Annotated in this window: 9 protein-coding genes; 6 read left to right on the forward strand and 3 right to left on the reverse strand. The window is 69.5% G+C overall.

The window, feature by feature from the left end; all coding sequences use genetic code 11:
• Positions 1-37: 37 nt before the first annotated feature.
• The 3 genes from hrpB to ACNKF0_RS01630 form a co-directional block, all read right to left on the reverse strand.
• Positions 38-2,563: an ATP-dependent helicase HrpB gene (hrpB, locus tag ACNKF0_RS01620; protein ID WP_416955199.1), complete on the reverse strand. Its 2,526-nt coding sequence runs from the start codon at positions 2,561-2,563 to the stop codon at positions 38-40.
• Between the two features lie 27 nt (positions 2,564-2,590).
• Positions 2,591-3,898 (reverse strand): FAD-binding protein, encoded by a 1,308-nt coding sequence (locus ACNKF0_RS01625; protein ID WP_416955200.1) that lies wholly within the window; start codon positions 3,896-3,898, stop codon positions 2,591-2,593.
• 73 nt (positions 3,899-3,971) lie between these two features.
• The gene (locus ACNKF0_RS01630) at positions 3,972-4,610 is read right to left on the reverse strand and encodes a TetR/AcrR family transcriptional regulator (RefSeq protein WP_416955201.1); all 639 of its coding nucleotides are present in this window, start codon (positions 4,608-4,610) and stop codon (positions 3,972-3,974) included.
• Positions 4,611-4,678: 68 nt separating this feature from the next.
• Between ACNKF0_RS01630 and ACNKF0_RS01635 the strand changes: the two genes are divergently transcribed.
• The 6 genes from ACNKF0_RS01635 (at position 4,679) to ACNKF0_RS01660 (ending at position 13,533) form a co-directional block, all read left to right on the forward strand.
• Positions 4,679-6,094 carry a carotenoid oxygenase family protein gene (locus ACNKF0_RS01635; protein WP_416955202.1) on the forward strand — a complete coding sequence of 472 codons (1,416 nt, stop codon included), beginning with the start codon at positions 4,679-4,681 and terminating at the stop codon, positions 6,092-6,094.
• Between the two features lie 262 nt (positions 6,095-6,356).
• Positions 6,357-8,771 (forward strand): glycoside hydrolase family 65 protein, encoded by a 2,415-nt coding sequence (locus ACNKF0_RS01640; RefSeq protein ID WP_416955203.1) that lies wholly within the window; start codon positions 6,357-6,359, stop codon positions 8,769-8,771.
• Between the two features lie 9 nt (positions 8,772-8,780).
• The gene (locus tag ACNKF0_RS01645; protein WP_416955204.1) at positions 8,781-9,545 is read left to right on the forward strand and encodes an HAD family hydrolase; all 765 of its coding nucleotides are present in this window, start codon (positions 8,781-8,783) and stop codon (positions 9,543-9,545) included.
• A 180-nt stretch (positions 9,546-9,725) separates the two neighbouring features.
• Positions 9,726-10,457, forward strand: a complete 732-nt coding sequence (locus ACNKF0_RS01650) for an NYN domain-containing protein (protein ID WP_416955205.1) — start codon at positions 9,726-9,728, stop codon at positions 10,455-10,457.
• Between the two features lie 175 nt (positions 10,458-10,632).
• Positions 10,633-11,913, forward strand: a complete 1,281-nt coding sequence (locus ACNKF0_RS01655; RefSeq protein ID WP_416955207.1) for a hypothetical protein — start codon at positions 10,633-10,635, stop codon at positions 11,911-11,913.
• 624 nt (positions 11,914-12,537) lie between these two features.
• The gene (locus ACNKF0_RS01660) at positions 12,538-13,533 is read left to right on the forward strand and encodes a hypothetical protein (RefSeq protein WP_416955208.1); all 996 of its coding nucleotides are present in this window, start codon (positions 12,538-12,540) and stop codon (positions 13,531-13,533) included.
• Positions 13,534-13,548: the final 15 nt, after the last annotated feature.

Here is a 13,548-nt window from a genome sequence, read left to right on the forward strand (position 1 = left end):
GCCCGCCGGTACTACGAGCAGACCGTCAGCGAGTCGCTCAGCCTCGACGAGCCCTGTTCGTCCGAGCGGTGGCCGGTGCGCTGCGGGGATCCTCCGGCCAGGCGTGCTTGGGATAGCGCCCCCGCAGGTCGGCACGCACGCCCGGGTAGCCGTTGTCCCAGAAGGACTCGAGGTCCGCGGTGATGGCGGCCGGGCGTCGGGCGGGGGAGAGCAGGTGCAGCAGGAGCGGGACCCGGCCGTCGGCCAGGACCGGTGCGGCGGTCCAGCCGAAGACCTCCTGCAGTCGCACGGCGAGCACCGGCTGGTCCTGGGAGTAGTCGATCCGCACGCTCGACCCGCTGGGCACCTGGACGCGCTCGGGGGCCAGGTCGTCGAGCCGGCCCGCCTCCTGCCACGGCACCATCGCTCGCAGGGCGGCCGTCACGTCGATACGACGAAGGTCCTGCGCCGAGCGGACCCGCGCCAGCTGCGGCCCGAGCCAGGAGTCGAGGTTCTGCGTCAGCGCCGCGTCGCTGACGTCGGGCCACGGGTCACCGAGCGCGCGGTGCAGGAAGTCGAGGCGGGCGCGCAGCGCCGTGGCCGCCTCCGTCCAGGTGAGGAGGGTGATCCCCTCGCTCGCGACCGCCTCTCCGATCGCGTCGCTCACGGCCTGCGCGGGTGGATCGCTGAGCGGGGTCGAGCTGAGCTCGATGGCGCCCAGCAACGTCCGTCGGCGAGCCACCACCCGCCCACCGGTCCAGGTGACCTCGTCCACCTCGGTCCACATCGATCCCGCTGCCTCCAACGCAAGGTCCTCGGTGAGCGGCGCCGCCGCGCGGATCCGGGCCTCACGGTCCCCGGGCCGTCGTTGTGCGTCACCGACCGCGAGCCACTCGAGGCCGGCCAGCGGCCCCGGGTCGCGAGGGTCGAGCGCCGCGCCTGTCCCGGACGCCATCAGGTAGCTCGACGTGCCGGAGCGCTTGCGTGCGATCCGGTCCGGATGCGCCAGGGCCACCACCAGACCGACCGCCACGTCGTCGGTGAGGGCGCGGGCGTCGCCCGACGCCGCTGGCCGGTCGCCCTGCTTCGCCACGACCTCCTCCAGCCGGGCGACCTGGCTGCGCCACGACCCGGCCCGCTGGTCGCTGCGCAGCGATCGGAGCGCAGCAACCAGGTCCCCGCCGGGAGCGCGTACGTCCTCGCTCAACATGGCGACCACCTCCGCGGCCCGCTTCGCCCCGACGAGACCAGCCCCGTCGATGAGGGCACGCGCCAGCCGGGGGTCGGCCGGCACGCCCGCGATCACCCGGCCCCGCGGGGTGGCTCTTCCGTCCTCGGTCATGGCCCCCAGACCCACGAGCACCTCCTGGGCCGCCGCCAGTGCGTGCGCCGGTGGCTGGTCGAGCAGCGCCAGGTCGCGGACGTCGTGGCTGCCCCAGCAGGCCACCTCCAGGGCGAAGGCCGTCAGGTCGGCGGTGGCGATCTCGGGCTCCGGGTGAGCGGCCAGGTGCGCGTGCTCCGCCTCGGACCAACAACGCAGCACGGCGCCCGGGCCCAAGCGTCCGGCCCGTCCCGCCCGCTGCTCGGCCGCTGCCCGGCTCACTGCGACGGTGACCAGGGAAGCCAGTCCGCGACGGTGGTCGGTGCGCGGCTCGCGGGAGAATCCGGCGTCCACCACGACGCGTACGCCGGGCACCGTCAGCGACGACTCGGCGACCGCGGTCGAGACGATCACCCGTCGGCGCGGGCCCTCGCTGAGCGCACGGTCCTGCGCGGCGCCGGGCAGACGTCCGTGCAGGGCGTGCACGGACGCGTCCACGCCGGCGAGGCGACGTACGGTCGCCTCGACCTCCGCGACGCCCGGCACGAAGACCAGCACGTCCCCCTCGTGCTCGACCAGCGCACGACGCACGGTCGCTGCGACGTGGTCGTGGAACGCCGGGGTGATCCCGCGGTCGTCGGTACGGCGCACCCCCGCAGGCGGCGGACACCAGACCTCTCGGACCGGGTGCAGCGCACCCGGGACGCGGACCACCGGAGCGCCGCCACCACCGAGCAGGGCGGCCGTCCGGTCCGCCTCGATGGTGGCCGACATCGCCACGAGGGACAGGTCCTCACGCAGGTTGGCCCGGATGTCGACGAGCAGCGCCAGGGTCAGGTCGGCGTCGAGGTGGCGCTCGTGCACCTCGTCGAGCACGACGGCCCCGACGCCGGCCAGCTCGGGATCGTGCTGGATCCGCCGGAGCAGCAGACCGGTCGTGACGACCTCGACGCGCGTACGTCGACTGCTGCGTCGGTCCCCGCGTACGGCGTACCCGACCGTCTCACCGACCGGTTCACCCAGCAGGTGCGCCAGCCGTCGCGCAGCAGCGCGGGCAGCGATGCGGCTGGGCTGCGTGACCACGACCCGTCCGGTGACGACCTCGGCGACCGCGGGTGGGATCAACGTCGTCTTGCCGGTGCCCGGCGGTGCCTGGACCACCGCGACGCCGCGCGTGCGAAGCGCCTCGCCGAGAGCGGCGAGACCTGCGGTGACCGGGAGGTCGGGCGGCGCGGCGAGCAGGTTTCGCAGCGGGTCGGACACTCGTGCAGTGTGCCTGAGGTAGCGGTGTCACCCCATGCCGAGCACGTGCTCGACCATCGGATTGCGGAAGGTTCCTCGGGGGTCCACCCGCTCCGCCAGCGCGCGGAAGTCGGCGAGGCGGGGGTGGTGCGTGGGCTCGACGCGGACGTAGACCTTGCCCCAGTGCGGTCGGGCGGCGTACGGCTCGAGGGCGTCCTCGACGCGCCGCACCATGGCCAGCACCGCCTCCGGCTCGCGCTTCCAGGTGAAGTGCAGTGCGACGGTCTCGCGCCCCTGGGCAGGTGAGAGCCACAGGTCGTCCGAGCGGATGGCGCGGATCTCGCTCACGATGAGCAGCGCGGCCAGCTCCCCGCCGGTCGCGGCCGCGAGGTCCGTGACGGCGCGCAGGGCGGCTGCGGCGTCGGCGGCGGCGACGAACCACTCCGACTGGATCTCCTCGCCGAAGCTGGGCTGCCGGTCCCCACGGAAGTGGGGCAGTCGCTCCGACCACGGCCCGGGGGTGCCGCGCAGCGTGATGTGGTCACCCCCGCCGAGGGTGAGCGACGCGGTGGCGGCCGGGACGGCCTCCGTCCCGCCGATCCAGTCGGCCGGTGCCCCGCCGTCGGGAAGGCGGGTCTTCGCCAGCACCTCGGTGGGATCGTCGTCGTTCCACCGCCCGAAGACGCTGACGCTGTAGGCCGACCCCAGCACCTCGTCGATCTGCTCGATCACCTCGCTCCAGGGCAGGTGCGCGTAGAGGTCCTGGCGCACGTCGTAGGTCGGCTCGACGTCCAGGTCGAGCGACACGACGGCGCCGAGGGCGCCCAGCGCGACGACGGAGCCGTCGAAGTCCGGCTCGCCGCGGGAGATCGTGCGCAGCTCGCCGTCGGCGCCGATCAGCTCGAGGCGGCTGACGCCCGCGCCGAGGATGCGGTTGGCCGCGCCCGACCCGTGCGTCCCGGTCGACGTGGCACCGGCCACCGAGATGTGGGGGAGCGAACCCATGTTGGCCAGCGCGTGGCCGCGGGACTGCAGGTGGGCCGCGACGTCGTTGTACGGCGTACCGCCGGCGACCCGGACCGTTCCGCGCTCCAGGTCGAGGACCGGCTCGGTGGCGAGGCCCGTCAGGTCCAGCAGCGTCCCCTCGGTGTCGCACAGGGCGTTGAAGGAGTGGCGGGTGCCGAGCAGTCGCACCTTGCGGGACGAGCGGACGACCTCCTGGGCCTCGTCGAGCGAGCCCGCGCGGACGTAGCGCGCGGCCGTGTAGGCGTGGTTGCCTGCCCAGTTGGTCCCGGGACCGGCGGCAGCGCCGTCGTCACCGGTTGGGGCGCTCGGGTCGTGCGGTGGTCCGGGCATGCGGTCTCCTCGTCGGTGTCACTGAAACTACAACGCGACTCAGGGCGTGACGGGGCGCCCGTGGCTAGTCGTCCTACCGCGGTGGCTCGGGCGTCACCATGAGGGAGCTGAGCAGGTGGTCCATCAGGGGCCACAACACGGTGTCCTCGGCGTCGTCGACGACGTCGATGAACCTGGTCAGCTCGAGCATCACGAAGCCGTGCAGGGCGGTCCACCACTGTGCTGCCACGGCCGCAGGGTCTGCCTCCCGCAACACTCCCGCCGCCATGCCACGTTCCATGAACTGCTTGATCTGCACGAACGCGTCCAGCCCCACGATCCGGTCCTCGTAGTGGAGGCGGTAGTCGCCGAGCGTGGCCGAGCCGAACATCACCGCGTAGAGGTCGGGGTCCGCTCGGGCGTGCGCGCGATAGGCAGCGGCTGCGTTGCGCAGGTCGAGCAGTGGGTCCTCGGTGATCGGGACCGCCGCCACTCGCGCGAAGAGCCTGCTGAAGCCTTCGGCCACCATGGCGCGGACCAGGCCGGGCATGCCCCCGAAGTGCGTGTAGACCGCCATGGTCGACGTGCCGGTGGCCGCGGCCAGCTTGCGTGCGGACAGCGCTGGAGCGCCCTGCTCGCGCACCATGTGGGCGGCGACCTCGAGCAGCCGTCGGCGCACCTCCGCGGAGGACGCGCTCCTGCCTGCACCTGTCTGGTCCGGACTCCCTGCCACCTTGCCAGCCTCACATCACGGGGTTATGGTCCGATCATAACGGTGTTATGGATGGGAAGTGCAGTGCCATGCCGAACCGATACCTCGCCGACAACTTCGCGCCGGTCCACACGGAGCTGACGGCCTTCGACCTGCCCGTGACGGGCAACCTGCCTGAGCACCTCGACGGCCGCTACCTGCGGAACGGCCCCAACCCGGCCGAGGACCTGGGCCCGCAGCACCACTGGTTCCTCGGCCAGGGCATGGTGCACGGCGTCCGGATCGCCGGCGGACGCGCCGAGTGGTACCGCAACAGGTGGGTCAAGCCCCAGGGCGAGGACCACGGACCGAACACCAACGTGGTCCAGCACGCCGGCAAGACCCTGGCGATCGTCGAGTCCGGCCCCACGCCGTACGAGCTGACCTTCGACCTCGACACTGTCGGTCGTTGCGACTTCGGCGGCACCCTCGACTTCGGCGGGTCGCAGGGTTACACCGCTCATCCCCATGCAGACCCCGTCACCGGCGACCTGCATGCGATCTCGTACAACTGGGTGCGGGGTACCAAGGTCGACTACACCGTGGTCGGCGCCGACGGCACCGTCGTCAAGCACGCGGAGATCGAGACCGGCGGAATGCCGATGATCCACGACTGCGCCCTGACCGAGCACTACGTGGTGGTCTACGACCTACCGGTCACCTTCGACATGGGCATGGTGACCGACGGCGTCCCACGCCTGGCTCGGCTCACACCCGGGCAGCAGCGCGACGCACTGGGGGGCAACCCGATGCCCGAGTGGATCGTCGACGCCGTGGCCCGCGGCGAGTCCGTCACCAACCCGGCGGCGCCGCTGCCCTACTCGTGGGACCCCGACCATGTGGCGCGAATCGGTCTGGTGCCGCGCGACGGCGACGGATCCGACGTGCGCTGGTTCGAGATCGACCCCTGCTACATCTTCCACACCCTCAACGCCTTCGAGAGCGGAACGCCGGGCAGCCCAGAGGTCGTCCTGGACGCGGTGCGCCACCCGCGGATGTTCGCCACTGACTACACCGGACCCAACGAGGGCCTCGCGTCGCTGGTGCGATTCACCCTGGACCTCAATTCGGGCAAGGCCCGAGAGCACCGCTTCGACGAGCACGCCCAGGAGTTCCCGCGCTACGACGAGCGGCTGACCGGGAGGCCGCACCGCTTCGGCTATGCCATCGGGATGGTCGGGGCCGGATTCGGCGACACCGTGCTCAAGCACGATGTGGTCGCCGGCACCACCCAGAGCCGCAGGCTCGGTGCCGGCCGCGAGGCCGGCGAGTTCTGCTTCGTTCCGGACCCGGGCTCCGACGGTGAGGACCACGGCGTGCTGATGGGCTACGTCCACGACCGGGCCACCGATCGCAGCGATCTGGTGCTGCTGGACGCACAGACCCTCGAGCACGTCGCCGCCGTGCACCTCCCCGGCCGGGTGCCCACCGGCTTCCACGGCAACTGGGCTCCCGGCGCCGGGTGACGTCGAACATCGCCCCCATCTTGGGGTCACAAAGGCCTGCACCTTGGGCGCGTCGACGTGGTCCTCGAGCCAGGAGACTTCAGAACTCAGACCTGAGTGCGCGGTCGTCACCGCCGAGAGGTCATGACTGCGAGCAGGGCGCCCTCGTCATCTCGTGGGCAGACCTGGAGAACGGCCCTATCTGGCAGGCCCCCGCAGTGATGTGCGAGCCTCGTGCTTGGCGGCGCGGTACGGCGTCGGGTCGGCCCGGCACGGGGGACATATGAGCGACTTCCAGCTTGTGTACGAGGACTTCGACCCTGGCCAGGAGGGGCTGCGGGAGGCACTCACCTCGACCGGCAACGGCTACTTCTGTGCGCGGGGGTTCGCGGAGTGGGAGGACGCGGACGGCACCCACTACCCGGGCACCTACGCCCACGGGGTCTACGACAGGCGGACGAGCGTCCTGGGCGTCCAACCGCTGCCGAACGAGGACCTGGTCAACCTGCCCAACGGACTCGTCCTGAAGCTCCGGATCGAGGGAGACGAGCCGTTCGCCCTCCAGGACGTGCAGCTGCTTCACTACCGGCACGCCTACGACTTCCGCAACGCGTTGCTGCTGCGCGAGCTGACCTTCCGCGACGACCAGGGCCGGGAGACCAGCCTGCACACCCGACGATTTGTGAGCATGCACCGGATGCACCAGGCAGCCATCGCCTGGGACCTCACGCCCCTGAACTGGTCGGGCAACGTCGAGGTGGTCTCAGCGGTGGATGGCCGTGTGGTGAACCAGGGAGTGGCGCGTTACCGGCAGCTGGAGGGTCGGCACCTCGACCCTCAGGGCCCACGGATCGAGGGGAACGACGTCATCGCGCTGAAGGCGCGCACCCGCCAGTCCCGCATCGAGGTCGCGCTGGCCGCGCGCACCCGGGTCTTCCGCGGAGACGAGGAGGTTCAGGTCGTCCGCACCACCTACCAGACCGAGGACTACGTCCAGCAGGTGCTGGCGTTCCCGGTGGGGGAGGCGGTGACCACCCGGGTGGAGAAGAGCCTGGCGTTCTACAGCTCGCGCGACCGAGGCATCAGCGAGCCGTTGGAGGCGGCCGTCAAGGGCGCTGCCCGCTATCCGCGCTTCGCCGAGGCATTCCAGGGCCACCTGGAGGCCTGGAACGAGCTGTGGGAGGCCTGCGACGTTGCGCTCCCCCACGAGGAGTCGGTCCAGTTCCTGCTCCGTTTCCACACCGCCCACCTGCTCCAGGTGTGCTCGCGACTGACGTCGCACCACGACGCCGGCGTCCTCGCGCGGGGCCTCAACGGCGAGGCATACCGCGGACACGTGTTCTGGGACGAGCTCTTCGTCTACCCGTTCCTGAACCTCCGGTTGCCGCTGATCTCACGCGGGCTCCTCCTCTACCGCTACCGCAGGATCGGCGAAGCCCGCGAAGCGGCACGAGCCGCCGGGTACCGCGGCGCGATGTACCCGTGGCAGAGCGGCAGCGACGGCCAGGAAGAGACCCCGACGACCCACCTGAACCCGATCTCGCGGAAGTGGGAGCCGGACCTCAGTCGCAACCAGCGCCACGTCGGCGCGGCGATCTTCTACGCCGCATGGCACTACCACCTGGCCACGAACGACTTCGACTTCCTGCGCGACTGGGGCGCGGAGATGATGTTGGAGATCGCCCGGTTCTGGGCCTCGATCGCGCACTACGACCGTCAACGCGACCGCTGGGAGATCCATGGCGTGATGGGTCCCGACGAGTTCCACGAGAAGTACCCCGGGAGCGCCCAGGGTGGGCTGCGCAACAACGCGTACACGAACGTCATGGCGGCGTGGATCGCCGAGACGGCGCAGCGGGTGCTCGACCTGCTCCCGGCGAGCCGTCGCGCGGCGTTGCGGGCGAGGATCGGCCTCACCGACGAAGAGGTCGACACGTGGCGGGCGATGAGCCGCCGGATGTACGTCCCCTTCCATGCCGATGGAGTGATCAGCCAGTTCGAGGGCTACGAGGACCTGGAGGAGCTGGACTGGGAAGGCCTCCGCGCCAGGCACGGGAACATCCAGCGGCTCGACCGGATCCTGCGCGCAGAGGGCGACGACCCCAATCGCTACAAGGCCGCCAAGCAGGCAGACACCCTCATGCTCTTCTACCTGTTCCCCGACATCGAGCTGAAGCGGCTCTTCGAGCAGCTGGGGTACGACCTCCGGGACGACGTCGTGGGCAGGACCATCGACTACTACGACCGGAGGACTTCCCACGGCTCGACGCTGAGCCTCATCGTCCACGCCGGCGTCCTCGCGAGCATCGATCCTGCCAGCTCCTACGAACGATTTCTCTCGGCTCTGCACAGCGACGTGGACGACATCCAGGGCGGAACGACCGCCGAAGGCATCCACACGGGCGTGATGGCAGGGACGCTGGACCTCGTCCAGCGCATCTACCTCGGCGCGGAGATCCACGACGGTGTGGTGTTCTTCAAGCCGAGGCTGCTCGGGAGGCTCGATGGGCTCTCGCTGCTCATGCAGTTCCGCGGCACCCCGATCCGCGTCCTGGTCCAGGGCCAGGAGCTGAGCGTGGAGGCGCTGGAGGAAGGGTTCAGCCAACCCGTCAGCGTCGGGGTCGGGAAAGTCGTCTGCGAGCTCGGCGCCGGCCAGCAGTGCAGCTTCACCCTCGGGTCAACGGTGGAGATCGCGTAGCTTCGCGGCATGTCGACGCAGACGGGTTTCTGCGGAGCCGTCTTCGACGTCGACGGCGTGCTGGTCGACTCGCCGCACGAGCGCGCCTGGCGGGACACGCTGGACGAGCTGATGGAGTCACGTTGGCGCGACATCCGCCCGAGGTGCACGTACTCGCCCTCCGCGTTCACCCCCCGCGTCTACCAGGACGTCGTGTCGGGCAAGCCGAGATTGAGCGGTGCACGAGCCGCGCTCGACCACTTCCACGTGCCTGACGCCGAGTCCCGAGCCATCGAGTACGCCGAACGCAAGCAGGAGCGGGTCCTGGAGCTCATCCGCGCCGGCGAGTTCCAGGCATTCCCCGACGCCCTGCGGTTCGTGCAGGCGCTGTCCGGCCTCGGTCTGACCCTCGCGGCCGCGTCCTCCTCGAAGAACGCCCGGCTGATGCTCGAGCAGATCACCGTCCAGTCGAACCGCCGGCTCAGCGAGGTCTTCACCGCCGACCTGTCTGGGCAGGACTTCGGGAGGGGCAAGCCGGCCCCGGACATCTTCGTGGCTGCCTCAGAGTCCCTGGGTCTCAGCCCCTCGGAATGCTTCGTGGTGGAGGACGCCGCGGTCGGGATCGAGGCCGCCAAGGCCGGCGGCATGGCGGCGCTCGGCATTGCCCGGGCCGACGATGCCGAGCTCCTCACCACGGCCGGAGCAGACCTCGTCGTCACGACGCTCGACGACGTTGACCTCGACCGCCTGGCCGACCGCAAACTCGTGACGTGGCCGAATGCGCCGCAGGAATGAGGGAGGTCCGCGCCCGCCTCGAGCCGAACCCGTTCGCCTCGCCCTACGTCATGGACTCCTCCGCGATCTGCCCGATGGGATGGGGAGCATGGCCGACGCGGATCGCGGCGGAGTGACGTCGTCACTTGCGAGTTCCCCCATTCGTCGGTTCGCACGCTGGCCGCCTCCTACGCTGACGTAATGGTCGATGAACCTGGCAGTGCGCACCTCGCAGTTCTCATCGACGCCGACAACGTCTCATACGCACGCGTGCCCGCGCTCCTGGGAGAGGTCGCGACATTGGGGCGGGCAACGGTTCGGCGTATGTACGCGGACTGGACCGAGGATAAGAACCGCGGATGGAAGGACGCTGCGAACGAGCACTCCATCCAGCCGATCCAACAGTTCGCCTATACCACCGGGAAGAACGCCACTGACAGCGCGATGATCATCGACGCGATGGACCTGCTGTACACCGGGCGCTTCGACGGCTTCTGCCTCGTTTCGTCAGATAGCGACTTCACCAAGCTCGCGTCGCGGCTACGCGAGTCGGGCGTCACGGTCTACGGGTTCGGTGAGCGCAAGACGCCTCAAGCCTTCGTGAAGGCCTGCGATCGCTTCTTCCATATGGATGTCCTGAGCGCGCCGACAGACGATCCCGGAACTCCGGATGGCGAGCAGCGCCCCACCGCTGGAACCCTGCGTCAGGACACCAAGCTGCTGAACCTACTTCGTTCCGCGATCCAGGCCGGATCAGACGCAGACGGCTGGGCACATCTGGCCCAGGTCGGCGCGTTCATTGCGAAGCAGGAGCCGGACTTCGATTCGCGAAACTGGAAGTACGCCAAGCTCGTCGACCTCGTCACCGCGATCGGCTTGTTTGAGATCGAACGTCGCGACGGGGCGGTGCGAGTTCGCACGATCAAGAGGTGAGTCGTCGCGCCGAAGGTCTGATGGGTGCAGCGTCAGCGCGGTCCGCGAGGCACGGACGCAGTTGGAGCCAACACGCGGCGGATTGACGCGGCCTCTTGGCACGTGGCCGGCGCTTGCCTGAACAGACGCCCCGCGGGATCGTGACAGGGTCTGTTACCACGACGGGGAGGGAGAGGTGTCCGGACGCATCGAGCTGCTGTCGCTGATCTCGCTGGCTGTGTTCGCCGTGGGATGCAGCGCCGATGACCGTGCCTTGCCTGTGGAGCGGGGGCCATCAGCAAACGAGACGGCAGCCTCCGAGTCTGTGACACGAGACCCCGTACCGACGGTCGATCGCGACGATCTCGACGCGTTCATGAAGAAGGCCGAGCTCGTCGACCGCGTCGGTGCTCAGTTCGAGCTGAGAGATGTCCAGTACACCTCGCCCACCGATGCGGTGGCATGGTTCGACGGCCGAAAGTCTGGCGACACGGTCGTCTCGACCACCGACGACAACTGGGTCAACGCATCCCATCTCCTCATCCGGTACGGCCTTGCGCAGAACCTTTCGTACCTTCCTCTGGGACGCGGGGCTGTCGCGATCAAGCCCCAAGGTGGTTCTTCCCGCGGGGCGGCTCCACCATTCGTCCTGCATGCAAGCGGCGAAGCGGAGCCGTTGCGGATCGGGGAGCCGCGGGCACCCGACACCGACAGCGACCTCCTCGAGATCGACGGCTACGACTTCTTCTGGGCCATCGATGCACCAGTGCGCACCCTTGCCCCGGATGACAGCATGATGTTGGAGAGCCTGTGGGCGACCGACGTCGAGGCCGGAGAGATCTTCCCACTCGCTGGCCCCCCTCCCGGTGACGTTCAGAGGTCAGTGCCCGGGCGCGACGACGCAGCGTTGATCATTGACGGGTACCGCGGCAGCGACGAGGCCTGGCGGTTCCACACCAGCACGGACCGTGGCCAGACGTGGCAACGAACAGACGTAAGGCTTCCCCTCGGTCGGCAGCGAATCCTGCCCGACGCCCCGGCATCTCCCTACGCCATCGGACCCGGGGCCTCCCAGGCCCTCGCCCTGGCTGACTACGGAATCGACACGCCTCACCACCTCCGGCAACTGTGGCGGACCGATGACGAGGAGCAGTTCCGTCGCGTGCGGCTCCACCGAGACCAGATGCCCTTCGCTGGCATGGCGTTCGCTCCCGATGGATCGCTCCTCCTTGCCGAGGTCGACGACACCGAGTGCCTCATCTCGACGCCTGTATGTACTCGAGGAGGAAAGATCTGGCGTCTGCCGCCGGACGGGAGCGAGCCCGTCCCCCTTGAAGGCGGACCCGACCTGTTCGGCCACCACGGGACGGACTTGCTCGACGCAAGTGGGGGCGTCATCGTCGCGCGCACCGGATACGACACGCTCGCCATCTCGACCGACGGGTACACATGGTCCGAGGTCGCTCCGGGTGGTTGAGCGCCTCTCTGCACGGCATGGGCGGCGCAATGTCGCGCTCCGGCAATTGCGGCAGACCCGGACGGTGTCACCAACACCCCCCACCAGCAGTCGACCGGGTAGGTAGTCGCCATCCGTCAGCACACTGGCCACTGGGTCGCCTCGCCCGCGTTTCCGCGCACGCTCGACGCACAAACACCCGTTCTTACACTTGGCCTTCTTCCGGTATAGCTGCTGAGCAAATTGCCCTCACACTTGCGAGACGCGGGGTGCGTGTGCACTCTGAGGTGAGGTGGACACCCGCCACGTCCTTGTCGGAGGGGCATGCGCTCAGTTGGGTTATGCGTCGCTCTAGTGGCGATGGTCGCCGTCTTCGCTGGATGCAGCGAGGAGGGCCGCGAGCGCGGTGCGTCACGCTCTGCGGGCCAGGACAGCAGAAGCCCTTCCCCCGCGAGCACGGACAGCGAGAGGCCCGCCGAGAGTGCATCGGAGGAGCCAATGTCCCCGGCCACGAAGGGACCGATCTCTCGGAAGCGAAGAGAGAAGCTCGACAGGTTCCTAGACCGAGTTCAGTTTCTGGACCGCGCCGCCCCGCACCTCGAGCTGCGCGAAGTGGAGTACACCTCTCGTACTGACGCGGTGGCCATGCTCCTCGACCAGCGCAAGGGGCACGAAGGCACGGTTATCGCAACCACCGACGACAACTGGGCCCATGCCACTCGGATCCACATCAGCGACTCTCTTGCCTACCTCGTGTCGTACAACCCGCTCGGCGATGGAGCGGTGGCCGTCAAGCCTCAGCAGCAGGACCCCTACATCAACTACCCGGCATTCGTCCTCTACCCCGACGGCAAGACGAAGCCCCTGCGGGTCTTGGAGCCGCAGGCACGCAAACGCGGAGACGTGCTCCTCGACCTCGACCGCTATGGCAGCGTCCTCTTCGAACTCGGCGACGTCGAGATGCGGCGACTATGGGCTGCCGATGTCGATGCCGCAGAGATGTACCCGGTCGAGGGCACGAGGTTCGGGGAGGTATGGCAGCACGTAACGGGCCGTCCGGGCACAATCCTGAGCGTCCAAGGCTTCATGCGTCGCGGTCAGCAGTGGCGCTTCGAGACCAGCAACGACCGCGGACGCACGTGGACCACCGTCCAGGCCGACCTGGCGGGAGGCAGGTCCACCGGCGGCCCAGGGTTCGGGTACGGCCAAGCGCGCGTTGCCGTGGGGCACGGACATCTACAGGCGACGGTGTCGGCGACCGGGCTGCAGGACCTGCCGTCGTACGTGGACGCGCTGTGGCAGACCGACGACGAGCAGCGATTCCGTCAGGTCCCGCTGCCCTGGCACCGACCGTACTTCGGCGGCATCGCGTACGCCGACGATGGAGCTCTGCTGTTCGGCCGCCTCTTCGTTTCCGACATCCCGTGCACCAAACCGATCTGCGGGCCGCCCGGCGAGATCTGGCGCTACGCCCCGGGAAGCAATAAGCCCGAGCCCCTAGCCGGCGCCCCGGGCTTGGTGGGTCCCTACTGGTCCGGGGGAATCGACACCTCTGGCGGTGTCATCATCGCCCGCACCGGGATGCGGACGATCTCCGTCTCCTACGACGGGTATCGCTGGAGAGCAGTCACACCCGGATAGGCCTGGCCGCGAGCG

The organism is Nocardioides sp. T5, assembly GCF_048161455.1.
In the GTDB taxonomy this organism is placed as follows: domain Bacteria; phylum Actinomycetota; class Actinomycetes; order Propionibacteriales; family Nocardioidaceae; genus Nocardioides.